This window comes from Paraburkholderia phytofirmans PsJN (assembly GCF_000020125.1).
Lineage (GTDB): Bacteria > Pseudomonadota > Gammaproteobacteria > Burkholderiales > Burkholderiaceae > Paraburkholderia > Paraburkholderia phytofirmans.
On the sequence record NC_010676.1, the window covers coordinates 2,689,248 to 2,713,250 of the forward strand.

General features: G+C 56.1%; 14 protein-coding genes and 5 pseudogenes. 8 read left to right on the forward strand and 11 right to left on the reverse strand.

Features of this window, described 5'->3' with window-relative positions; genetic code table 11:
- Positions 1–43: 43 nt before the first annotated feature.
- The 4 genes from BPHYT_RS31790 to BPHYT_RS31805 all read right to left on the reverse strand — a co-directional run bounded on the left by BPHYT_RS31790 (position 44) and on the right by BPHYT_RS31805 (position 5,911).
- Complete coding sequence (locus BPHYT_RS31790; RefSeq protein WP_012428243.1) at positions 44–1,588, reverse strand: methyl-accepting chemotaxis protein; 1,545 nt, start codon at positions 1,586–1,588, stop codon at positions 44–46.
- Positions 1,589–2,570: 982 nt separating this feature from the next.
- Positions 2,571–3,590: an aldo/keto reductase gene (locus tag BPHYT_RS31795; protein ID WP_012428244.1), complete on the reverse strand. Its 1,020-nt coding sequence runs from the start codon at positions 3,588–3,590 to the stop codon at positions 2,571–2,573.
- Between the two features lie 92 nt (positions 3,591–3,682).
- Positions 3,683–4,549, reverse strand: a complete 867-nt coding sequence (locus BPHYT_RS31800; RefSeq protein ID WP_012428245.1) for an NmrA family NAD(P)-binding protein — start codon at positions 4,547–4,549, stop codon at positions 3,683–3,685.
- A gap of 48 nt (positions 4,550–4,597) precedes the next feature.
- Positions 4,598–5,911, reverse strand: coding sequence for a serine hydrolase domain-containing protein (locus tag BPHYT_RS31805; RefSeq protein WP_012428246.1), 1,314 nt, complete (start codon positions 5,909–5,911; stop codon positions 4,598–4,600).
- Positions 5,912–6,269: 358 nt separating this feature from the next.
- Here BPHYT_RS31805 and BPHYT_RS31810 point away from each other — a divergent pair, with 358 nt between their 5' ends.
- Positions 6,270–7,184 carry a LysR family transcriptional regulator gene (locus BPHYT_RS31810; RefSeq protein ID WP_012428247.1) on the forward strand — a complete coding sequence of 305 codons (915 nt, stop codon included), beginning with the start codon at positions 6,270–6,272 and terminating at the stop codon, positions 7,182–7,184.
- A gap of 324 nt (positions 7,185–7,508) precedes the next feature.
- On the opposite strand, the gene BPHYT_RS37630 is transcribed toward BPHYT_RS31810, so the two are convergent.
- Entirely contained in the window at positions 7,509–8,522 is a 1,014-nt protein-coding gene (locus tag BPHYT_RS37630) for a LacI family DNA-binding transcriptional regulator (RefSeq protein WP_012428248.1), read from the reverse strand.
- An 822-nt stretch (positions 8,523–9,344) separates the two neighbouring features.
- Between BPHYT_RS37630 and BPHYT_RS37635 the strand changes: the two are divergent.
- Positions 9,345–9,588: pseudogene (locus tag BPHYT_RS37635) on the forward strand (IS5/IS1182 family transposase); the annotation flags it as partial.
- Between the two features lie 114 nt (positions 9,589–9,702).
- Positions 9,703–10,656: pseudogene (locus tag BPHYT_RS31820) on the forward strand (IS256 family transposase); the annotation flags it as partial.
- A gap of 61 nt (positions 10,657–10,717) precedes the next feature.
- Here the strand turns inward: BPHYT_RS31820 and BPHYT_RS31825 are convergent.
- Positions 10,718–11,755, reverse strand: a complete 1,038-nt coding sequence (locus BPHYT_RS31825; protein ID WP_012428249.1) for an IS481 family transposase — start codon at positions 11,753–11,755, stop codon at positions 10,718–10,720.
- Positions 11,756–11,866: 111 nt separating this feature from the next.
- Between BPHYT_RS31825 and BPHYT_RS31830 the strand changes: the two are divergent.
- Positions 11,867–12,178, forward strand: a pseudogene (locus BPHYT_RS31830) (transposase); the annotation flags it as partial.
- A 41-nt stretch (positions 12,179–12,219) separates the two neighbouring features.
- Positions 12,220–12,657 (forward strand): annotated as a pseudogene (locus BPHYT_RS31835) (transposase); the annotation flags it as partial.
- A gap of 235 nt (positions 12,658–12,892) precedes the next feature.
- Here the strand turns inward: BPHYT_RS31835 and BPHYT_RS31840 are convergent.
- The 4 genes from BPHYT_RS31840 to BPHYT_RS31855 all read right to left on the reverse strand — a co-directional run bounded on the left by BPHYT_RS31840 (position 12,893) and on the right by BPHYT_RS31855 (position 17,992).
- Positions 12,893–13,417: a gamma carbonic anhydrase family protein gene (locus tag BPHYT_RS31840; RefSeq protein ID WP_012428250.1), complete on the reverse strand. Its 525-nt coding sequence runs from the start codon at positions 13,415–13,417 to the stop codon at positions 12,893–12,895.
- A gap of 43 nt (positions 13,418–13,460) precedes the next feature.
- Positions 13,461–14,882, reverse strand: coding sequence for a sodium:solute symporter family protein (locus tag BPHYT_RS31845; RefSeq protein ID WP_012428251.1), 1,422 nt, complete (start codon positions 14,880–14,882; stop codon positions 13,461–13,463).
- A gap of 229 nt (positions 14,883–15,111) precedes the next feature.
- Positions 15,112–16,359 (reverse strand): CaiB/BaiF CoA transferase family protein, encoded by a 1,248-nt coding sequence (locus tag BPHYT_RS31850; protein WP_012428252.1) that lies wholly within the window; start codon positions 16,357–16,359, stop codon positions 15,112–15,114.
- A gap of 28 nt (positions 16,360–16,387) precedes the next feature.
- Entirely contained in the window at positions 16,388–17,992 is a 1,605-nt protein-coding gene (locus tag BPHYT_RS31855; RefSeq protein WP_012428253.1) for an FAD-binding oxidoreductase, read from the reverse strand.
- Positions 17,993–18,768: 776 nt separating this feature from the next.
- On the opposite strand from BPHYT_RS31855, the gene BPHYT_RS31860 reads away from it, so the two are divergent.
- Positions 18,769–19,950: an iron-containing alcohol dehydrogenase gene (locus BPHYT_RS31860; protein WP_012428254.1), complete on the forward strand. Its 1,182-nt coding sequence runs from the start codon at positions 18,769–18,771 to the stop codon at positions 19,948–19,950.
- Positions 19,943–20,326: an NIPSNAP family protein gene (locus tag BPHYT_RS31865; RefSeq protein WP_238535699.1), complete on the forward strand. Its 384-nt coding sequence runs from the start codon at positions 19,943–19,945 to the stop codon at positions 20,324–20,326. The genes BPHYT_RS31860 and BPHYT_RS31865 overlap by 8 nt, the downstream gene beginning before the upstream one ends.
- Before the next feature lie 543 nt (positions 20,327–20,869).
- Here BPHYT_RS31865 and tnpC read toward each other — a convergent pair.
- Positions 20,870–22,272 (reverse strand): annotated as a pseudogene (gene tnpC / locus BPHYT_RS37645) (IS66 family transposase); the annotation flags it as partial.
- A gap of 202 nt (positions 22,273–22,474) precedes the next feature.
- Between tnpC and istA the strand changes: the two are divergent.
- Positions 22,475–24,001, forward strand: coding sequence for an IS21 family transposase (gene istA / locus BPHYT_RS31875; RefSeq protein WP_012428256.1), 1,527 nt, complete (start codon positions 22,475–22,477; stop codon positions 23,999–24,001).
- The last annotated feature ends 2 nt before the right edge of the window (positions 24,002–24,003 follow it).

Consider the following 24,003-nt stretch of genomic DNA (forward strand, 5'->3'; position numbering starts at 1 on the left):
AGAAAAGAGTGAATCCATGAACTGAACCGTTACACGCAATGATTCAGTCTGTTACGCGAAATCCGGCCACAACATCGCGCATCTTCGTCGCTTGTTCTTCCATAGAAGCAGAAGCGCCGGCTGCCTGTTCGACAAGAGAAGCATTTTGCTGAGTAACTTCGTCCAACTGCGATACGGCCGTCGTAACCTGTTCAATGCCGCGGGCTTGCTCCTGTGACGCAGAAGCGATTTCTCCAATCAAGGTAGTGACCCGACTCAACGCCGCGAGCGTCTGACCCATCTGATCGTCCGCATCGGCTGCCTGACTCGCACCGTCGAGTACACTGGATACCGAATCGTTGATCAGGTCCTTGATCTCTCTTGCAGCCGTTCCCGAGCGCTGCGCTAACGCTCTTACTTCCGTTGCTACCACGGCAAACCCGCGCCCCTGTTCACCTGCCCGTGCCGCCTCAACCGCCGCATTCAACGCGAGGATATTGGTCTGAAAAGCGATGCTCTCGATAATCCCCGTAATCTCGGCGATCTTACCTGACGCGTCCTTGAGTGCATTCATACTTTCCAGCACACGTTGGACCGCCAGAGCACCTCGACCCGCTGTAACACTTACAGTCCGAGTCAACGTGCTGGCTTCGAGAGTATTCGCGGCGTTGTGTTTCACTGTCGCGGAAAACTCTTCCATCGTCGCAGCAGTCTCCTGCAGAGATGCCGCCTGCTGCTCGGTTCGGTGCGAAAGATCATTGTTTCCGGATGCAATTTCGCCCGCAGCGTGAGCCACAAGATCGACGCCGTCCCGGACCGTTGACACGGTTCGGTTCAGACTGTTGCGCATCTTCCCAAGACGTTTGAGCAGTACACCAAGTTCATCGTCGCGTTCAATGACAATGTGTGTCGTCAGATCACCTCGTTCCATCGCTTCGAAGTGCTGGGTAGCGGCTGCGATAGGTCTGGCAATGGCGCTCGTCACGATTCTCCAGGCACAAAGCGAACAAAGAAAACCCGTAACGGTTAATATGAGGGTGGCAGCCAAAGTCACTTTCTCATGAGCTCGCCCGCTAGCGGAAAGTTGAGCCGAATTGTCCTCCTGAAAATGCACTAATTTCGCGGTGGCGTCGGCGAGAACAACGTATTTTTTCTGAAGTGTATCGAACGTGATCTCCTGTGCCTTGGTCGAATCGCCGGCGCGAAGTGCCGCAATAACAGGCTTACATCCATTGTCTTTGAAATCCTCGCGAGCTAGGGTTACGGCCTCAGCAAGCCCCTCTTCGTCGACCTCCGCAGGGAGATTTCGATAAAAACTCCAGACATTGTCGGACTCGGCAAGTAGAGCTGCGACCGATTCCAGACTCGAGTTCAGGTTGATGAACGTTGGGGCTGCCACAATCCGGTCGAGTCTCATGCGCACGCGACTGATTAGTTCAAGTTGTTGATCAATCGCCCTCAATGTCGGAACGTTTTCAGCCGAGTCGGCAAGCGCCTGGTTGGTTGATCTGATTCCATAAGCACCGCCAATGCCTATAGCCAGAAGAAGTGCGGCTAGCGAAACGAAAGCACACGCGAGAAGCGCACGAATTGTCAGTCGAGGTAACATATTTTTATCTGTCAGTTATAGTTAGGGTGCGATTTTTCTTGGTTGTGTCCAGTTGAAATCGGCGACGTAACAGAAAAGATACTTGGGCGTGGAGATCGCGATGACTCAGCGATTACCGGTCTTGAAAATCTTTGGGTTGCCACGACGCGCATAGCGGTAGAGCTGTGTCGCAACGCCAACAAGGCTAACTCGAAGTTAGCGACGAGTGACGAATTGAGCGTGCCGTTGGGATCCGGCTGGCCCGCACTGCTCCGGCACAGCCCGCAGATGTACTTCGCGTGACGCAGATTTTAACGACTGGCAGACGGATATTACGTTTCGGCGGATCGGACGCCAGCCATTTCCAGACCGTGTTGTTGACTGATAATCTGGTCTCTGCGGCAAGGTTTCGGACATTGTTTCAGTGGCGACGCGCTATCTCGACATTGGGCGAGCCTGTTGATTGATCGTGCGGCGCAAAGTGTCAGTTCTCAATCTTCGCTAGCCAGAATTGCTTCGTTGGCAGTGCGGCTTCGATGGGCGCGATCAGTTACCGCCACGGCACCTGTCTTAAACACTGGAGATTCAGGCAGAAACTCATACGCTGGCCAAAAGATGAAGACGCCCATGAACCGACTGCCGATCTATATGGACATAGGTCGGCCATCCAGATCGGTAATTGGAATTTTCCTGACCGCAGGGTATCCGATCCTTAAATGGAAGGGCAGTCCGCATCTTGGGACGCAGGAGGGGCCGCGCTACACTCGCCACGATTCACGACATAGCAAAGATGTACAGCCGAAGCGGTTCAGGGCGCGCAAAGCCTCGTCCGGTTTCCCGTCATTGTCACTTCGAATTGCGATGAGTTATCCCGCTCGCCTGGATATTCAATAAAGACAAACAGCACTTTGTTCGTCTGCCGGTTTCATTTGAAGCGAAGCGAGGGAATTAGAGCCGCTATTGTGGCTCGACGCTGGTCCGCCCGGATTTTATTGGACAACCGTCAAGCCACAATCCGATCCTTGTCGTGGAACTGCTGCATCCAGTACGGGTAGGGAAGCTGCGGCTGCGAAACCTGATCCAGCCTTTCGATCTGCGGGGCAGTCAACGCGATTCGCTGAGCGTCGAGATTCGCGGCCAATTGTTCCGCTGTGCGTGCGCCGATAATCACGGAGCAGACTTCGCGGCGCTGGAGAATCCAGGCCAGCGCGACCTGAGCCGGTGACGCGTCCAGCTCCGTTGCGACCTCCTGCAATACGCGCACTACCGGATCGGCTCGCGCGGGATCGATCGGCGGAAAGTTCAGCCGGGTGCGCCGCCCCGTTGCGTTGCCACCCTGCGTGTACTTGCCGCTCAGGTAACCGCCCGCGAGCGGACTCCACACCAGCAGCGAGACTTCGTTCGCGGTGCCCACCGGCGCAATCTCGTGCTCGACATCGCGGCTCGTCAGCGCGTAGTGCACCTGGTTGCTGACAATGCGGGACCTATGCGTGCGGTTCGTGATTCCGCGTGCGCGCTCCAGATCGCCCGCGCTGAAGTTGCACACGCCGATGTGCCTGACCTTTCCCTGGGTAACGAGATCGTCCAGCGCGCGCAGCGTCTCTTCGAGCGGCACGAGGGCGTCACGGTCGTGCAACTGAAACAGATCGATATGATCGCGGCCAATGCGCCGGAGACTGGTTTCCACCGACCGCATGATGTGCGAGCGGCCAAGCCCGACGTCATTGTGGCCGGGACCTGTGCGCAACCGGACCTTGGTTGCGACCAGCATGCGCGACTCGTCGAGTCCGAGATCGGCCAGCACCTGGCCCACGACAACTTCGGACTGCCCTTGCGAATAGGCGTCGGCCGTATCGATCAGGTTGATACCCTGCTCGACGGCGATTGAGACGAGCCGCGCGGCCCGAGCGCGGTCGAGACCCGCAATTTCGCCCCATATTCCCGTGCCGGCACCAAAAGTCATGGCGCCGAGACAAAGACGGGAAATACGCAGCCCTGACCGGCCGAGTGTGTTGTATTCCATGGCAAACCCTTCGAAAAGAATGCGTTGATGAACGAAGACCCGACAGTACCTGACCACGCGACATACTGATCGCGCCGCCAAATGCGTCGGCTTTACTGTGCTTGTGAGACGAGCGCGCGCAGAACGGTCTCCAGTTCCACTTCGCCCTTCACAATGCCAGCCTCTTCGCCCTCGAAAGCGATCCAGCCTTCGTTGAACCCATCGAGCATGCGGATGCGCGGCATGGGTTCTTTCATGCCCTGCGAGCGGAACAGCAGTTCCCACGTGTCACGCTCGACAACTTCCGCGACGACCGCACGGCCAAGAATCCGCGCAAACGTTTCGGCGATTTCGCTGGGCGTGACACGCTGTGGCCCCTCCAGTTCGACGACACGCACACCACTCCACGACTGCTGGAGAAGTTGCGCGGCGACCCGGCCAACGTCCGCGGTCGCAACCATCGGCACGGCTTTGTCGAGCGGTTGCAGAAAGCTGGCGATCATCCCCTGGTCCCGCGCCGTGGCCACGTCCCATGCCGCGTTTTCCATAAACCAGCCCGGACGCAGAAATGTCACGGGCATCGGCAGGCCGCGAAGCGCCTGCTCCATCAGCGTGCGTTGCGTGAGGAGATTGGTCTCGATAGCTTGCGCGCCAATCGTCGACAGACAGACGACTTTCTCCGGGCGCGCGGCCTGCAGCGCGGTGCTGACGGCATCGATGACGACGCGCGCCTCGGGAAAGCCCGGCATCGGATCGAACTCGGATGGCGGCAAAATGAACACGCCCTGCGCACCCTTGAACGCGGCGGTCAATGACGCGGCGTCGTCCATGTCGGCGGTCACGATTTCGCAGCCATGCTCCGCCCATTCATGTGCCCGGGAGGGATCGCGAACCACGGCGCGTACCGTCTGACCTGCGGCGAGCAGCGTGCGTGCTACCGCGCCGCCAACTTTTCCTGTTATTCCTGTGATTGCGTACATTGCTGTGCTCCTTGCTTGAATAGATGTGTAACGCGCCGTGAGCGGCGCTCAGGCGTCTTGCAGGCCGTGATACAGCCCTTGCTCGAACTGTCCGTATAGCTCGACCACACGCGCGTCATAGAACGGCAGGACCTGCGTGAACAGCGAGCCGGCCACCTTCCTGACCGGATCGACCCAGAAATAGCTATTCAACAGTCCCGCCCAGCTAATGCTTCCCGCGCTGCGGCCGTGAGGACCCGGTTGCGTGTTGATGTCGAAGGAGAGTCCCCACTTGTGAGGCATGCCGGGAAACTGGTCGAAGCTGTTGGACCACGCCGGCTGCGCCGTCTTCATCTCCGTTACGGGAAGATCTCCGATGTGGTTCTGGAACATTGCCGCTACGGTGTCAGCGCGCAGAATCCGCTCGCCACGATAGGTCCCGCCGTTGATCAGCATCTGCAGCAGCGCCATGTAATCGCGCGGTGTGCTGAATGCGCCGCCGCCGCCCATGAAGAACTCGGGTCGCTGATTGATCTCGAACGGCGCGGCCTTGAGAGATCCGTCGGCCTGCCGGTTGTGCATCGTCGCTACACGCTGCTTCTGCGCGCCACTGATCAGAAACCCTGAATTGCTCATGCCGAGCGGCGCAAAAATGTGTTCGCGGAAATACACCTCCAGCGACTGGTCGCTCACGGCCTCGACCAGCTTGCCGACCCAGTCCATGCTGATGCCGTACTGCCAGCGCTCACCGGGCTCGAATTCCAGCGGCGCCTTGAACGCACCGTTCATCGAGTAGCCGATATCCGGCATGCCGGTCACCTTTTCGTACCGGCTCAGGTTTTCGCTCCAGATGCTGTACGTGAAACCCGATGTGTGAGTCAGCAGATGACGCACGGTGAGCGTGTTTTTTGCCGGACGCAGTCTGGGCTGTCCGGCTGCATCGAAACCGTCCAGCACCTGCGGCGACTTCAGTTCCGGAAGAATGTCCCCGGCCGGCTGGTCGAGCCGAATCTTGCCCTGCTCGATGAGTTGCATGCAGGCTGTTGCCGTGATCGCCTTGGTCATGGATAACAGCCAGAACACCGTGTCGGGTGTCATCGCCGTACCGGCCTGGGGATTGGCATGGCCCGATGCGCCCTCGTAAATCAGGCCGCGCTGCGTTGCGCCCATTGCGACGACACCTGCGACGGTGCCGTTGTCGACAGCCTGCCGCAAAGCAAGGTCGAGCGGCGTAAAAGCCGGTTTGTGCGCCAGCACGCGACTACGCGCAGGAGGGGCTTCCGCGGCTTCTGCCTGGACGCCGGTCAATCCGCCTACTGCGGTGACGGCCAGCAGGCCGGATGCTCGCTTCAACAGATCGCGGCGAGTGAATTGAATGGTCATCTCCTACTCCATGGAAACCGGATTGAACAACGATGGGTGTGACGCGCGCATCAAAGGCGCGTCGTGCGTGGGTCACCTGGCTGGGACCTTGCTGTGGGTTGCATTGTGTATAAACGCGATGAGAAACTAAATGACATCAGTGGCATTTATAAAGTGACTAATGGTTACCAATCAGCTGTAGCATGACTTCCAGCGCATCGAACAGCTGCCAGCTGATCGTAGCAATGGCGCGTAACGAATCAGATGCTAAGATCGAACCATGGCATCTGATCGCGGTTCTCGGACTTGAGTCGTCTTGCGTGTGCCAAGTTGGCATTCGACCGAATGACTTTCGACCAATAAATGATCAGGTTGCCCCATGAGACCGTCCACCGAGAATCTCTCCAGTGGTATCAGCGTATTTGCTGCAGTGGTCGATGCCGGGACATTCGCAGCCGCTGCGGCGTTGATGGACATGTCGCCGCCCGGTGTGAGCCGGGCCATCGCCAGGCTCGAAAAACGCCTGAAAATACGGCTTTTCAATCGAACCACCCGCGCTGTTTCCCTGACTGAAGAGGGCCGGCAGTTCTACGAGCAGGTCATGCCGCACCTGAGGGGCATGGAGGAAGCAGCGGCGGCCGCGGCGGGAGGCGGCGCGATAGTCCGCGGCAAGCTGCGCATCAATCTCGATCCGGTTTTTTCGCACATCCTTCTCGGCGCAAAACTCGACGCGTTCATGGACGCGCATCCAGAGATCGAACTCGAATTCATTGCGAGAGATCAGCTTGGCGATTTGATCGTGGACGGCTTCGATCTGGCATTGCGATTCGGCGAGCCGCGCTCATCGAGTCTGATTGCGCGAAAGCTGCTTGACGCTACGATTGTCACCGTCGCGTCGCCCTTGTACATCGCGAGCCGGGGGCGGCCCACTGAACCACAGGAGCTGGGCCGAGGCATACACAGATGTCTCGAGTTCCGCAACCCAGAGACAGGCAAGCCCTATCACTGGGAGTTTCATCGCAAGCGCAAAAAGCTGATTGTCGAGACGAACGGGCGGCTCACGGTGAATGATCCGGGCGCACTGCTCAATGCGTGTCTGGCTGGCTCAGGCGTCGCACAGATGCTGCTGCTCGGCGCCGAGCATTTGATCCGCCAAGGGCGGCTCGTCAATCTGTTTCCCGACTGGGCGGATGAGCGCTTCCCGCTATATGCGTATCATCCATCAAGGCATCATGTGCCAGCCCGGACGCGCGCTTTCCTTGACTTCATTATCGCTTTGACGAGCATGGGCTAGGAAATCCAGGGAGGTCAGTGGCCGATATTCCCTGTGAAATCTAAAACGATGCCTGTGCCGACTGTCGCGAGTCGTTCCCCTCTGCTCTGGTAGGGCCGCGCTTTGGAATCGGACGATGTGCGAGGTTCGGGGCGCCACCGATCGACAGCGCAAACGGCCAACGATAGCTTGCCAACTGTTCTTCGCCGTTATGCTTCAATCGTTTGTTTGTGTAATACGTTGTCCAAGGCTGGCCCCGCGTGGGGCGTACACTCATGGGCCCGAACAAGTTCAAACGAACCTGAACAAACTGAAAGATCGGGCGTATCGATTGTTGAGCCGCTATTAGGTGGCTGACGGGTTGGAAGTACTTTCGCGCACTATCAGCTCTGCCTCAAACTCATCTTGTTCTGCCATGCAATCGCCGTCGGCATTAATCTGCTTCAATAGGTTTCTGGCACTTAAATGTCCAATCCTGACCGCATCGGAACGAACGGTAGTGAGTGACGGTGAACCAAGTCTCGCCAGATCCCAATCGCCAAAACCTGTTACCGAGACTTGACCCGGAACAGAAATTTCCAGAGCCCGACACTCAGCAATCGCAGCAGCGGCTATAAAATCGTTGTTGCAGATCAGCGCGGTCGGGGGGTTGGCCTGACAAAGCAATTTGCGGGTCGCGTATCGAACCGCCTCAGGGTCATAAGGCGTAGCAATAATCGCTTGAGGACGCAGAGCTATTCCCTGCCTCCCAAGTCCCTCGCGTATGCCCGATAGTCTGATGTTAGAGAGTTGGCCGGTATCATCTGGGCCCGGCAACACGCCGAAACCAACGTGTCCGAGGCTAACCAGATACTCGGCAACGCGTCCCATAGCAAGATGATTGTCATAGCCAACAGTCGGATGAACGTGTTCCCTATCGACAGCCCACATCAATACGTACGGAATTTTTTGCCTGCGTATGAGCGAAAGAACATCATGGTGATGATTTGATCCGATTAGAGCAAGACCATCAACCCCGCGCTCGATAAGCGCTCTAACGATACTCAACTCCAGATCGTGATTGTCACGATGACAAGTCAATAAGCCTGTATACCCTAGTTGAAGAAATTCACTCTCCAATGTATCGATGGCTCGTGCGTATAACTCGTTCATCAACGTTGGCGCAACGATACCGATAGTTCGCGTGCGGCCCGAGCGTAACACTCTGGCAGGTGCGAACGGAACATAATCAAGCGACGCAATGGCTTCCCTAACTTTTTGTAAGGTTTCGGGGTGCAGGCGTTCCGGCGCCGCGATAGCACGCGATACAGTAGATGACGACACGCCCGCAAGCGCAGCGACTTGCTTCAAGTTGACCATAGTTGACACCTCCAGGATCTATCGACCGCAACCTGTTATAGACCGCGCCGAGCCGAGTTTAACAAGCCGCGCGTTTACAGGCGACTGATCGGTCGACAGCGTTGCGGTCTAGCGAAGTAGCGGTGGTGATTGATCCGTGGTGACCACTTGGTAGCAACCTGCCATTCCAACAAAATTGATAGCCCAAAGGTGATTGTCCCAACTGAGGAACCTCAAGCAAAGTCGTCAAATTATTCCAGACAGGAGAATTGACTGTTTCACGTCAGTTTTGCGTCGTAAGCAACTGGTGGCGGACAGTCCAAAACCAAGTGCAGGCGTAGAGGTTATCGAAGTCGAAGTTGCATTTATCGATGTCGCGCCATACATCGCCTTTATTCGCTTGCCGATACTGCCGCACGCGCAGCCTAGCCTATGCCCTCTGTTTGGTCTTCGACACGCGCTACCGTTTCCAGTCCGTGGCACGCCGGTCACACATTAGCGAAGCACCTACTGGAACACAACCGTTGCTACCGCAATGCGTCGATCGCACGTCGACTGCCATTGTCTGCTGCAGATGCGCATTGGCGTCGGTCTGCTCCTGCTGGCACTTAACGCTTTGCTCAGCAAATTGGTGCGCAAAACAACAGAGAGGCTCACTTGCAATGCCCGCAGGCATGACCGACCAATTTGCCCACTTGTTATAAGTGAATTACATCGCGGCAACTCACTTCAACTCCCGCGAAAAGAACGGTTACGTCTTTTTATGGCGTTATATTGGCGCAGATACTGGCCTCCACGTCGAGCTGTCTGACATGAAACGTTTTGCGTCTCCGGCCCGCCACCCATATGACGGTCGACGGCACGCTCATTCAGGCTTGGGCCGGACACAAGACCTTTGTGCCCAGGACGAAGTCGGATGACGACTCGCGGCCAGACGGTGGTGCCGGCTCTCACGAGAACTGGCATGGCGAGAAGCGTAGCAACGACACGCATGAATCCAGCACGGACAGTCAGGCCCCGCTGTTTCGCAAGAATCGTGGCACGGGCGCGATGCTTTGCTACACGGGCCACGTGCTGACTGATGAGATAAGCTCGATTCTGGTGTACGGGGAAGTTTGGGCGCGGGAGATGAAGGCGGTGGAGGTTTTAGCTGAGAATCTGATTGCGAAGTCGGAAACTAGCAAACAACAAACCATCCACCATAAGCAAGTTTACAGAAAAAGAAGTCGTTGGACTATCAGGAGTCCGTCTGGGGCTGGACGAATTGGTTCGGCACGGAGCCCGGCAGGTGATTCAGGCAATCGAGGCGGGGCTATTGTCGCTGCTGGAGCGGTTCGAGAACGTCAAGACCCTGCATGGGCAACGCGCAGTGGTGCGCAACGGCTATTTGCCGGAGCGCGAAGTGTTGACAGCCGCCGGACCGGTCGCGGTGAAGGTTCCCAAGGTTCGAGATCGTTCAGGATCAGGCGTGAAGTTCAATTCAACGATTGTGCCGCTCTATGCGAGGAAGTCGCCGCGCGTGAGTGCCGCGCTGCCCTGGCTGTATTTGAACGGTATCTCGACAGGCGACATGAGCAAAACGCTGAGCGTGCTGCTGGGTGAGGACGCTAAGGGCCTATCGGCGAACGTCGTGAGTCGCCTGAAGGCGCAATGGCGCCGACGAGCATGCCAACTGGAGCCGGCGCGAGCGAAGTCACGATATGTTTATTGGTGGGCTGACGGTATTCATACCGGTCTGCGCAGCGAGAATTCAGACGGACAGTGCCTATTGGTCATCATCGGCGTGACGCCCGAGGGCAAGAAGGAACGTGTGGCGATCGGCGACGGGTACCGGGAGTCGAAAGCCTCGTGGCAAGAGCTCCTGCTGGATCTGAAGGCGCGTGGCTTGCAGGCGGGGCCCTTGCTGGCAGTCGGTGACGGTGCCATGGGCTTCTGGGCTGCGTTGGAAGAAGTATTCCCAACGACGCGCGCTCAGCGCTGCTGGTTTCACAAGATGGGCAACGTGCTCAATACACTCCCGAAGGCTCAATAGAGCCGCGCCAAGGCAGATCTGCAGGCAATCTGGATGGCAACAACACGCACCGACGCGTACGCCGCCTTCGACCGGTTCGTGACGATCCACGCGGCCAAGTATCCGAAGGCGACGGACACGCTGAAGTGTATTAGCCTGGACCGGACCTGACAGGTAGTCGGGGAAGCGAATGAAGGATGGCGATTCAGTGAGGAATCAGTTTCTCCCTGGCAAGTTCGAGTGAGTCGAGGAAGGTACGCATAGGCGTCTTGCCGTAGCACCATCGCCCTTGATGTTCGCGCTCATTGTTGTATTGGTCAAGCCATGCGTCGAGATCGGTGTGCAGGGCGGCGATCGAGTCGTAGATCTTCCTGCGGAACGCGATGCGATAGAACTCGTTGAGCATGGTCTTGTGAAGTCGCTCGACGATTCCGTTGGTCTGTGGAGAACGAGCTTTGGTACGGGTGTGATCAATGTTCTCCACGGCCAGATAGAGCTCATATTCGTGATGCTCGGGGTTTCCGCAGTACTCGGTACCCCGGTCAGTCAGAACGCGAGCGAGCGGAATACCGTAGCCGTCGAAGAACGGCACGACGCGATCATTGAGCAGGTCGGCTGCCGGCAGCGGGGTCTTGCGGTCGTAGAGCTTGGCAAACGCCACCTTCGAGTAAGTGTCGACGAAGGTTTGCTGATAGACGCGGCCGACGCCCTTGAGGGTGCCCACATAAAAGGTATCCTGGGCGCCGCAGTAGCCGGGACATTCAGATTCGAATTCGCCATGCGTTTCCTTTTCCAGCTTGGCCCGCTCCAGCGCGGTGAGCTGCGATTCGGTCAGCACCAGCCCTTCCTGGGCGGACTTCGCCTCCAGCGCCTTCAGGCGCTTGTTCATGGTCTCGAGGTCATGGCGCAGCCAGATACTACGCACTCCCTGCGGCGAGACGCTGAGGGCGTGGCGTTTAAGCACCTCATTGGCGATACGGATCTGGCCGTAAGCGGGCAGTTCCAGGGCCAGTTCGATCACCGCGGCCTCGACCTGGGGATCCACTCGGTTCTTTAGCAGCGGGCGGTGGTGGGATATTTCCTGCAGGGCCGCTTCACCGCCCTTATCGTACAGTTCCTTGAAGCGGTAGAAGCTGTCGCGGGAATAGCCCATTACCCGGCAGGCCTGACTGACATTGCCCAGTTGCCGCGCCAGTTCGAGCATGCCGACCTTGGCGCGGATGACTTTCTGTTCCTGAGTCATGGTGGACTCCTTGCGGTTCGCCGCGCGCGTTGCCGCGTCGGACTACGTCCTCCGCGCCCACGCGCAACGGCACGAGAAACCGACCACTGTCAGATTTAGTCTAGGCTATTGCAGCTGAAGAAGGATCGCGAAAGCTTGCTCGCGTTCTACGACTTTCCGGCTGAGCACTGGCAGCATCTGCGAACGACCAATGCGATCGAATCGACGTTTGCAACGGTACGTCACCGCGCTACGCGTACGCGCAACTGCGTATCGCGACCCACCTTCCTCGGTCTGACTTTCAAGCTGATCGAAGAAGCCGAGAGAACTTGGCGCCGTATCAACGGCCCCGAACAGATCGAGTTGTTGCTGGAGGGCATTACATTCAAAGACGGTGAACCGGTGCAAGACAATCGACCGGATCAGCAGAAACTCGCCGCTTGAAATCGCCGCTCATCAAACTGCCCATACACCAGTCTTGGCCATATCTCCTGACTGATAACCGGCACGGTCTCGTGGTGAACGCACAGGTGACGCAGGCTAACGGCACCGTCGAGCGGGACACAGCAGTCGAAATGCTTGCGGACGCCGCGCCGTTTGCCGATACATCGACTCGGTAGGTGATGACAGGAACTACGACACGACCGGCTTCGTCGCAACGTGCCGTGCACACAGCGTGACGCCACATGTTGCGCAAAACAATGGCCGCGGCCATCAACGGGCGCACAACGCGCTGGGCCGGCTATGCCGTCAGTCAGCGCAAACGCAAATGCATTGAGCAGATCTTCGGCTGGAGAAAGGCGGTTGGCAGGATTCGGCAGGCAATGTTTCGGGGACTGCAACGAGTTGACCAGCTCTTCGTGCTGACTCAGGCGGCCTACAACCTGACTCGCATGCGCACGCTCGCCGTGAAAACGGCATAGGCGCAACAGGCGGCGAGGAACTGGCATTGTGTCCACGTGAATGAAAGGCTTCGCGCATTAAATCGACATCAACCAAACCGGCACAACAACTCGATGAAACGGAATGCTCAACGCTGGTGGGGTGTCTTTCAACAGCCTGCTAAGTCCGTACTTTTGACTTTCTCCGGCATTTCTCATAACGCGAGGCCTCTATCAGACCCTACGGCTGCATTCTACTGTAACCAGGACGATATCGTTACTTGGCTTCTTTTAAATTCACCTTATAAACGCGGGCCTTGACAACGTATTCTTGGGCGTTATCTTGCAGCTTGGCGACCTCGTCATCGGAAAGCTGCCGCACAGCCTTCCCAGGCACCCCCATAATCAAAGATCGATCAGGAAACTGCTTGCACTCTGGAATCACCGCGCCAGCGGCGACGATACAATGCTGGCCAATCACCGCGCCATTTAAAATCGTCGCGTGTATCCCAATTAGCGACCCATTGCCTACCGTACATCCGTGGAGGACAGCTGCATGTCCGACGCTCACACCTTCGCCGACCACTAACGGAAAGCCTGCATCGGTGTGCAAGATTGCACCATCCTGAACGTTACTTCCTCGCCCGACCGTAATTCGATCGTTATCTCCTCTGATGACCGCTCCTGGCCAGACACTGATCTCCTCCAGGAGATGAACATCTCCAATAATCGTTGCCGCAATGCTCACGAAAGCAGTGTCCTTGATAAAAGGTTGCTTGTCGTTCAGCTTGAAATTTGTCATGGAACATCCAAATAATTTTATTTTTAGAAAGAATTTTTCGGATTTAGCCTCGAAGACTACTGTTAGACACGGATTTACGTTTAATATCCTCACCACTCAATTTTTTGAAAACCCGTTCAATTATCATGACGACAGGTGGAGTCACAAGAGCAATGTAAATGTCATCAATTCCATACGGATCACCTAACAGATACCAGACTGTAGTCGACACCGCTGCAGATAGAAGGCCAAGCGTAGCACCACGATTGCTACGATAAAACGGAAGATAAAAGCCTATCATCGCCACGACCGAAATTGAAAGCCGAAGCGCTCGGGTAAAGAAAGAGAGATGTAGTACTTCCGGCAGGAAAAGCACAAAAATTAACGGGATAAAACCGATTGGAACAGACAGCAACCGTGACATCCTGAATTCCTGCTCAGGGGTAGGATGCCGTGCGGGGACGTAGAAATCACGGACAATTAAGGAAGATATCGCGAGTCCCACACTGCTCACTCCAACGAACACAGAAGCAGCCAAGGATGTGGTTACGATCCCGGCGACGACCGGGCTCATATGATTCATGAAAACCGGAAATGCGTATAAACTATTCATGCCCGGAAAAAGAAATTTGGCAGCAACGCCGATCAGCCCCAACGCAATGCTGATCGGCACACAAAGGGCGGCGGATATGTATGTCGTACGCCTCACCTTCTCAGGGTCTTTCAAGGAAGACATCGCCTGAATGATGTACTGCGTGGAAAATATCGCACCAACGTTGGCGATGGTCCATGCGAGGATCGTCGAGGCACCGATTTTTCCATCCCATGTGAAATAATAATGCGGCATCTGTTCGACCATAGGCCGAACTCCATGTGTCATGTTCAGTGCCACTGCAAGCACTATAAAGACACCCGCATATTTGATGGTCGTGTGCATGACGGAAACGTACGCCACACTTTTCATGCCCCCGATCACACAATAAAAAGTACTGACGGCGGCAGTAATAACAGCAGCCGATGGCAATGAAATCCGCAAGACGCTGGATAGCGCAGCAGCACCACTGATGTAATAGCCCACATTGACAAGCAGAAGCGCATAAATCATGATCAACGAAACAGTCACTTGTGTCGAGCGACCATACTTTCTGGCGATGGCCCCTGAAATCGTAAATTCTCCGGAAGAATAAAGTTTTTTCGCCAGAAAAAATCCGAATAGCGGAAAGCCGATAGCAGCACTCAGCACCGCCCATGAGGCCGCAAATCCGGATTCAAATGCGGACTGCGCAGCACCAACCGTCGACTTTGCACCGATAAATTCGGACATCATCAAAATCCCGATTATGACCGCCGGCATCGACCGTGCGGCAATCATAAAATCTCCCGAATTTTTGCTGCGCAGCCGTATTGTCAGCCAGAATGTTACGGCGAGATATGCAATAAGGATTCCAGCTATTATGAAAGTTCCATCGATATCAAATGAATGCATCTTTGTCTCCTACATTTTATTAGCGTATCAAATTTTAGCCATCGCAATACCGATGACTAAATTTAGAATCCGGTGAATGGCTGATAGTTGACCAACAGTCTGCGATATTTTTCGCATTTTTCCGTTGGTCAACGGCTTACCCTGCATAGCCATATCACTGAGCCATGTTTTTCAAACCTCCTTAACCAAAGATTGATCACCGAATCAGGAAATCCGGATCAGCATCGATTTACTCGAAAAGGAGACGACCGGGCTCGTGAATCACTCCCGCAGCATGCAATTCATCCAGATTTCCGGCGGTCAAGCCGATAGACGCGAGAACTTCTGCCGTGTGTTCACCAAGCATAGGTGGTGGACGATGATACTCAATGGCCGTGCGCGAAAACTTGATTGGATTCGCAATTTGTGGCACGGAGGCCCCCATCGTATGCTTCATTGAAAAAACCATTCCACGACTGATCACTTGAGGATCCGCGAGCGCTTCCGCTACTGTATTAATAGGACCAGCAGGTACTCCCGCTTGCTCAAGCATCTCGAGCCATTCATCTCGATTCCCCGTACGGAGACGTTGCTCTATCAATTCCACAAGAGAATCACGGTTTGCTAATCTGCCGCTGTTTGTCGAAAATCGCGAATCACTCGCGACTGTCGACATCGACAGTACCCGACATAGCGACTGGAATTGCCGATCGTTTCCAACCGCTATGATCAAATACCCGTCGATAGCCGGGAACGCCTGGTACGGACAGAGGTTAGGGTGGGCGTTTCCCCAACGTCTTGCGGGACTTCCGGATACAAGGTAATTCAGCCCATGATTCGCCAGCCAGCCGACTTGCGTGTCGAGCAAACTCATGTCGATGTATTGCCCCTCACCACTCGTCTGACGTTCGTGCAGCGCACTCAAAATTCCGACTGTGGCATACATGCCGGTCATCATGTCGGAAATCGGCACGCCGCACTTCTGAGGTCCGCCTCCCGGCCTCCCGTCGCTCTCACCCGTGATACTCATCAAGCCACCCATAGCCTGAATGACGAAATCGTATCCTGCCCGCTTGCTATACGGTCCTGTTTGGCCAAAGCCTGTGATAGAACAGTAAATCAGCTTCGGATTCAAACAGCGGAGACTTTCGTAGTCGAGACCATACCTTTGCATGTCGCCGCATTTGAGGTTTTCGATAACGACATCCGCGGTCTTTGCCAACTCACGCACAATGTCCTGGCCCTCGGCCACACTGAAGTCGACAGCGATGGAACGCTTACCCCTGTTGGCAGCCAGAAAATATGCAGACTCAGCGCTAGGAGTGCCGTCACCACCAGGCGCGAATGGCGGCCCCCATGCACGCGTATCATCGCCCCCCCCGGGTCGCTCGACCTTGACCACATCCGCACCGAGATCCGCGAGCAACTGCGTGGACCAAGGGCCCGCCAGAATGCGGCTCAGATCGAGTACCCGGATTCCCGAAAGAGTACCTGCCATCAAACCTCCTGAAGTTCTTTAGGCGAATCTATGAAGGATCGAAAAGCACGCCGGGATTAAGGATCGAATGTGGATCAAACGCCGTCTTCGCTGCCTTCAAGGCTGTACAGAAAAGTTCAGGACGTTCCTTGTCGTACCATGGCCGGTGATCGCGTCCCAGTGCATGGTGATGTGTTACCGTGCCTCCGGCATCGACCATCGACTGTTCGGCGATTGCCTTGATCGCCATGTACTGTTCGGGAATTCGACTTTTGTCACCGTAAGCGAACCAGGTGAAATAAGGCGCGGGGCCATCGGGATAAATGTGGGTGAATCGGCAGGTGACTGAACCGGGTCTTCCTGTGACCTCCCGGATCGCGCGATTTGTTTCTTTCTTGACGTGTTCGCGCAGTTGAGCGAAACGGTCCCAGGTGATTGCCGTCTCCATCGTTTCCCTCATTACACCGCGTGCGATCGCGTGCTCACGCAGTGCCGGCCCACGGAGGAATTTGTCTCTCCAACTTTTGGCGCCAGAGTCGGAGTTTCCATGGTCACCATCCAGCCCTGCCTCATCCCACCTACCACCGTGATCACCGCAGATTTCCAGTGCGCGTTTCATCCACGGGTCGACTGGGTGATCCGCCGATTCGAACCCCAGCACCAAGATGTCGTAACTACCGTCGCTAGAGCCGGTATAAGCCGCTTCCTCGCGTTCGACAAGCCTCGCGTTGGCAGGATTAAGCCCCGACTGCGAGATAATTCGGACTGCCTCGACCGCATCGTCATAACTGGTAAACCTGACGCTGGTCATCTTGCGATAAATCGGGCGGCGATGAAGCTTGACCCAAGCCTCAGTGATGATGCCCAAAGCTCCTTCGGAGCCAAGGAACATTCGGTCAGGGTTAGGCCCTGCACCTGACACAGGAAAACGCTTCGACTCGATGTTGCCCGCCGGCGTCACAACTTTAAGGCTTTCAATGTGATCGTCAATCTGTGTGTAAGCGGTAGCAAAGTGCCCGGCAGCACGCGTTGCAATCCATCCACCGAGTGACGAAAACTCCCATGCCTGAAGAAAGAATCGCAAAGTCAGACCAGTCGGCTTGAGCTGTTGCTCAAGGTGGGGCCCCAGCACACCCGCCTGAATCCGCGCGGCCTGTGATTTCATATCAACTTCGAGAACCCGGTCGAAATGTTTCATATCGATCGAGACTGTTCCTCGATACCGATCATGCGTTGGCGGATTGACGCCACCAACGACGCTAGTTCCACCGCCGTACGGAACCGCTGCGAGGGACGCATCTTCACACCACCGATATAAGCTGACGATATCGTCTTCGGTTCGCGGATAGGCCACGACATCCGGAGGATTCCTGAATTCACCCCGAATAGCTCTGGCGACATCGACCGTCGATGCACCATAGGTGTGGTACAGGCGATCATGCTGCCCAGTCGAGCAAATCGACTTCAGCGACTCAGGCACGGATACACGCGGCTCGCGCAATTTGATGGAATTTTCCGTTGGAAACGGCACCGGCTCAAAATCGGAAACGCCTAGCAGGCGAGTCCAAGCTTGTTCGAACTCGCGGATTTCTTCGCGAGATACCTCGTCTCCTTCATAGCCCCAGCCATAAAAATTGCGTCTGCGCTCCTGCATGCCTGCCTCCATAGAGTATCAAGTAGTTTTGCCAACGATTGCACGTTTAAATTCCAAGTAACATAATTTCGTTATTTTTCATGACGTTATGATTCTGCAATCGTTGTCATTATCGTATGCCACTTCGAAGTTAAGTGTCAATGAAGTGATTTGCAGGGTTTACGCGAAAGAGACGAGGCACCACCAAACGTTGCGCGTCGCTACGGGCGACGATCGTTACGCGCAATTGCGGTAGCTCCCGTATCAACTTGACGGACTTGACGCGTCCATCGTGTGAGCCACGTGAATGCCAGGCAACCGCTTTCTTGCACATGCCAACACAGGTTGCCCCACGGTACAAACCACGTAAGGGCCATGAGCAGGTCAACAGTCCGGAGGGTGATTCTATGCAAACCAACTCGGATGACCCATGCCGCGGCTGACCAGTTGATCATGTCGAGATTTCTTATAGTGAATCAAGATCGCAAGAAGCGGCGCTGTCTGGCGCACCGCCACAACATTTCTTAGTCATCCTATATATGCAGACAAATTGAGGGTTGGCTGAGCACTATCTACCGCCATCCTCGCGACGATTTTTTTGGTTGTACCAAAGATAACTGATACGAAACAAATTTTGATAAATTTCTGAAAACTCAGGATTTTCCCCTATAATTCTTGGCCATTTCACTAGACAAGTACACAACATTCGACCAATTTGGTTGTACCAGATCAGCAAAATTCGGATATATTTGAACGTCGTGACTGAAAATTTGACCTCGAAGTAAGGACGCCAACGCATGGACGAAGCCGCATTGCTCTACAGCCCGAGACTATTGGATATTGGCGGCGGGGCCGTGAGACGTACCGCCGCGCTCTGCCGTCGATTCGGGATATCACACCCCCTGATTGTCACCGACCCCTACATGATCAAGTCGAAGTTGATCTGCGTGCTCACCGATACACTAAGCGCAGCCAGCATTGAGTTTGCGATTTTTTCCGACACCGTGGCGGATCCAACTGACGAAGTGGTGGACGTCGGCGTAGAACTGCTGAACAGCGGGAATTTCGACGCCGTAATCGCTTTTGGTGGTGGTTCTCCGATAGATACAGCCAAAGCGATCAATATCCTTGCTCACGCCAGAAGAACTGAGCCCAGCGCGTGCATGCGCGACTATAAGATGCCCGAGCTCGCAGACCACGCGGCATTACCGCTTATTGCCATCCCGACCACAGCTGGAACTGGTAGTGAAGTCACGCGCTTCACCGTCATAACCGATATTGGTCTCGACGAGAAGATGCTCATCTCGGGTCTCGGTGCACTACCAATTGCAGCGATCGTCGACTATCAATTGACTCTGGACATGCCACCGCGCCTGACAGCAGACACTGGCATCGACAGCTTCACGCATGCGCTCGAAGCATTTGTATCACGTCATGCGAACGCTAACTCAGATCTGTTTGCCCGATCCGCACTTTCATTGATCGGCACCCATCTGAAAACCGCATATACCGAACCACACAATCACGCCGCGCGTGAAGCAATGATGCTAGGTGCCACTCATGCCGGCATAGCCTGCTCTATTGCTCCAGTTGCGCTGGTGCACGGAATGGCTCGTCCGATCGGCGCTCACTTTCACGTACCTCACGGCCTATCGAATGCGATGATGCTACCCGCAGTCACGGCGTATTCCCTACGCTCGGCGCTGCCGCGTTATGCCGAAGTCGCTAGGCTTGCAGGCTTCGCGACGGCATCAGACAACGACGAGGAGGCTGGTTTGAAATTGGTGGAGGGTCTTCGGGAAATGAATCGTGACCTCACAGTGCCATCCCCGCGTGCCTACGGAATAAACCCGGATGGCTGGCATGCAAAGAAAACACTGATGGCTGAACAAGCGTTGGCATCAGGCAGTCCTGCAAACAATCCCAAGGTACCGACGAAAGCGGATATTGAGACCCTATACGAACAGGTCTTTGAGTAATCAGAAAAAGACACAAGAAGGTACAGGATCAAATATGTTTGTAGAAGAGCGAATCTATACTTTGCGGCCAGGACGCACCGGTGATTTTCTTAAGCTATACGAGGAGGAAGCGTTAGCAATTCAATTGAAACACCTACGAACGATGATCGGTTACTACTCATCCGAATTTGGACCACTCAATCAAATAATTCATCTATGGGCGTTCGACGATATCAACCGACGCGTCGAACGTCGGGATCGAATGATGGCCGACCCCGACTGGCGACACTTCGTAAATAAATTACTGCCACTGATCGAGCATCAGGAGTCACGAATCCTCCGCCCAGCTCCGTTTTTTAGATCAAAACTGGCAGCCATCGTCCAGCAGATCGATTAGCGAGTGGCATTCACTCAGTAGTCAGGCATTTCAAGAAGTAACGCAGGCCAGGCAAGTGCGCCCCGCGTCAGAGCACGAGTTACCACACCCAATCCAATCGTGAGGATCCGAGCTCTCACAGAGTTTTCAAAAAAAGGCTCCAACGTACCTATCGGGACGTTTATTTGAAGACATCAGTTGAACAACTGATTGACGAGGCCTCAATGGAATCGAACGCTCGCTTCTGTCTAATTACAACTCAGCCGTACAGGTTGCCGGACAATCGCATGCATCGCTGGATGCGTGCACTTCTCCCTCACTTCATGCACCCATCATTGGATACGAACAGAGTTGCCTATGAGAGCTGTTGAACACTCAAGCAGACTTGCGAGATAGGTTATTGGGAAAAACGCCGACTTGATCAGCGCGATGGGATTCACAGAATTGAGAACATCCCCCAGAGCAGACCGACCGTTGGGGACAAGACACCGCAGCTTCTCGGCACTGAACTCAAGAATTTTCGTAAGCGTGGCAGCAGCGACGTCTTGACTGGGATCATGAGTGTCAAGCTGGACTGCGGAGCTGCTCGGCGACGACCCACGGTGTGAGTTCGCTAACGCGATTGATCGCATGGTCGGCGATGCGTGCGAGCACGTAGCGCAGATACGCCTCAGGATCGATGCCATGAGTTTTGCGGTGCCAACCAGGCTGTAGATGGCGGCGGCACGTTCGCCGCCAGAGTCTGCTCCAGCGAATAGATAGTTGCGGCGCCCGATGGCCACCCCGGGTAACGCGCGCTCGACTGGCAGGTTATCAATTTCGAGGTGGCCATCATCGCAGTAGCGTGTGAACGCTTCCTATCGGTTCAACGCATAGAGGATCGCCCGACTCGTGTCTGATTTGCGCGAGAGCGTTTCAAGAGTCGTCGTGAGCCACGCATGGAATTGATCGAGTAGCGGCCGCGCGTGCTCCTGTCGATGCGTACGGCGCTCGTCGGGCGGTTTGCCCCTGATCGTTTCCTCGATCCTGTATAGCGCGCCAATACGCTCGAGCGCTTCGGTGTTCAACGCATTGGGGCGCGCTGCGTGTAATTCATAGAACTTTCGTCTGGCGTGCGCCCAGCAAGCTGCCTCCGTGACGCGCCCGGTTTCGTAGATGGCCTGGTAGCCACCGTATGCATCGGCTTGCAGTGTGCCGTTGAACGACCTGAGGTGCTGCTGCGGATGGATACCCTTGCGATCCGGTGTGTAGGCGAACCACACCGCCGGCGGCGTGATGTCGGCCGATGCACGATCATCGCGCACGTACACCCACAAGCGACCCGTCTTCGTCTTGCCGTTGCCCGGAGCAAGCACTGGAACCGGTGTGTCGTCGGCATGCAGCTTCGTCGCCGACATCACGTGAGCACGCAGTGTTTCAACGAGTGGCTGCAGCAGCGTCGCCGCGTGACCGACCCATTTCGCAAGCAGCGAGCGATCAAGCTCGACGCCTTCTCGCGCGTACATGACCGACTGCCGGTAAAGCGGTATGTGGTCTGCGAACTTCGAGACCAGCACGTGCGCCAGCAGCCCTGGGCCGGCGAGACCACGCTCGATGGGGCGGCTCGGTGCAGGCGCCTGAGAGATGTGGTCGCAATACACGCAGGCAAACTTCGGGCGCACATGACGGATGACCCGGAAGCTTGCCGGTACGTACTCAAGTTGTTCGGCGACGTCTTCGCCTAGCGACTTCATCAGGCCACCACACTGCGTGCACTTCCCGGCGGATTCGGGCAAGTGCGTCTGGGTCTCGCGCGGCAGATGTTCGGGCAGTGGCTTGCGCGGTGTCTGTTCCACAGCCGTGCGCGGCGTCTTCGGGATTTCGACCGGTGCCGCGCCTTCATCAGTCTCAAGCTCTTCGAGACGCAGCTCCAGTTGCTCGATCTGACGGTCCAGCTTCTCCGACTTGCGACCTGTGAACTTTCGCCGCTAAGGAGCCAAACCGCTTTCGGCATAAAGGCGCCAGGGACTTTTCGGCGTTTAGGCGCCACAAGTCTTCCGGCGTATAGGCGCCAGTAGATTTTCGCCGTAAAGGCGCCACTGGCGTCTGAGTCGGGCGCTCGAACTTCGCCAACCGCTACTCTGCCGGCACGCATTTGCTCCGGAGGGTGGCTTGAAGAGGAAGTTCGAGATGTACCAATATCGACAGGTTCTGGTGCGAATGCGCCAGGGTGACTCCGACCGGGATATCGACCGGTCGAAGATCATGGGCCGTAAGAAGCTGGCAGCCGTGCGTGAGATCGCAACCGAACGCGGGTGGCTTTCTCCGGGCAACGCTCTGCCGGATGACACGCAGCTCGCTACAGCGTTTAGTCGCAAGGAATTCCTGCCAGCGAGCTGTATCTCGTCAGCCGAACCATGGCGCGAGCAGATTGCACAGTGGCACGACGCGGGCGTGCCCGGCACGACGATTCACGGCGCGCTGGTGCGCAACCACGGCTACGAAGGAAGCTACTCATCCGTATACAGGCTGCTTCAGCAGTTGAAGGCGGAGCTCACGCCGGACGTACCAATGCGGCTGGAGTTCAAACCTGCCGACGCCGCACAGGTTGATTTCGGCGCAGGTCCGACCATCACCGACGCGCATACCGGCGAGATCCACAAGACGTGGTTCTTCGTGATGACGCTGTGCTGGTCACGGCATCAGTACGTTGAATTTGTCCGCGACCAGAGTGTCGACACATGGTTACTGTGTCATCGCCATGCCTTCGAGTGGTTCAACGGCGTGGTCGCACGCGTCATCATCGACAATCCCAAGTGTGCCATCGTCAAGGCCTGTATCTACGAACCCGAAGTCCAGCGGGCCTACGCGCAATGCGCCGAAGGGTATTCGTTCAAGGTCGATCCTTGTCCGCCGAGGGACCCGGCTAAAAAAGGAATTGTCGAATCGGGCGTCAAATACGTGAAGTCGAGCTTCCTTCCTCTTCGCGAATTCCGTGATCTTGACGACGCCAACCGGCAAGCGCAAGCCTGGGTGATGCAGGAGGCCAGTACCCGCACGCATGGCACGACGCGCGAGGTGCCGCTCAAGCGTTTCGAAGATGTCGAACAGGCGCTGTTGCTGCCGCTTCCCGATGTGCAGCCCGAGCTGGCAACCTGGGCGCGCGTGAAGGTCCATCGCGACGCCCATGTGCAATTCCAGCGCGCCTACTATTCCGTGCCGTTCCGGCTTGCCGGTAAGGATCTGTGGCTCAAGGCAACCGCCACCATGGTGCAGCTCTACTACGAGCACGAACTGTCGGCATCGCATGTCCGGCAGACTGCGCCGGGAACGCGTAGCACGGTGGCCGATCACATGCCGCCAGCCGCACAGGCCTGGCAACTGCACGACACCCAATGGTGCCTCAGAGAAGCGCAGCGTATTGGGCCTTCCTGCCACGCGCTTGTTCACGCACTCTTCGGCGATCAGGTTCTCATCAAGCTGCGCGCCGTACAGGGCGTGCTGCGCTTCGCCCAGCAGTTCGGCGCGTCTCGCCTGGAGGCGGCCTGCCGTCGCGCGAATCATTTCGGCACGCCAAGCTACAAAGCCGTCAAGCTGATCCTGCAGAAAGGCCTCGACCAGAGCTGGCTGTCGACCGAACCCGCTGAATCGAGCGCGACCACCTACACCCACGGCGGGCGCTTCTGCCGCGATACCCAGACCCTCCTGATCCATTGAAC

Excerpts from the sequence above, each read along its gene's own strand:
- BPHYT_RS31850 (WP_012428252.1), bottom strand. The coding sequence starts at position 16,359 with ATGGCAGGTACTCTTTCGGGAATCCGGGTACTCGATCTGAGCCGCATT.
- BPHYT_RS31860 (WP_012428254.1), top strand. The coding sequence starts at position 18,769 with ATGGACGAAGCCGCATTGCTCTACAGCCCGAGACTATTGGATATTGGC.
- BPHYT_RS31795 (WP_012428244.1), bottom strand. The coding sequence starts at position 3,590 with ATGGAATACAACACACTCGGCCGGTCAGGGCTGCGTATTTCCCGTCTT.
- BPHYT_RS31790 (WP_012428243.1), bottom strand. The coding sequence starts at position 1,588 with ATGTTACCTCGACTGACAATTCGTGCGCTTCTCGCGTGTGCTTTCGTT.
- BPHYT_RS31800 (WP_012428245.1), bottom strand. The coding sequence starts at position 4,549 with ATGTACGCAATCACAGGAATAACAGGAAAAGTTGGCGGCGCGGTAGCA.
- BPHYT_RS31855 (WP_012428253.1), bottom strand. The coding sequence starts at position 17,992 with ATGCAGGAGCGCAGACGCAATTTTTATGGCTGGGGCTATGAAGGAGAC.
- BPHYT_RS31845 (WP_012428251.1), bottom strand. The coding sequence starts at position 14,882 with ATGCATTCATTTGATATCGATGGAACTTTCATAATAGCTGGAATCCTT.
- BPHYT_RS31805 (WP_012428246.1), bottom strand. The coding sequence starts at position 5,911 with ATGACCATTCAATTCACTCGCCGCGATCTGTTGAAGCGAGCATCCGGC.
- BPHYT_RS31825 (WP_012428249.1), bottom strand. The coding sequence starts at position 11,755 with ATGACTCAGGAACAGAAAGTCATCCGCGCCAAGGTCGGCATGCTCGAA.
- BPHYT_RS31810 (WP_012428247.1), top strand. The coding sequence starts at position 6,270 with ATGAGACCGTCCACCGAGAATCTCTCCAGTGGTATCAGCGTATTTGCT.
- istA (WP_012428256.1), top strand. The coding sequence starts at position 22,475 with ATGTACCAATATCGACAGGTTCTGGTGCGAATGCGCCAGGGTGACTCC.
- BPHYT_RS31840 (WP_012428250.1), bottom strand. The coding sequence starts at position 13,417 with ATGACAAATTTCAAGCTGAACGACAAGCAACCTTTTATCAAGGACACT.
- BPHYT_RS37630 (WP_012428248.1), bottom strand. The coding sequence starts at position 8,522 with ATGGTCAACTTGAAGCAAGTCGCTGCGCTTGCGGGCGTGTCGTCATCT.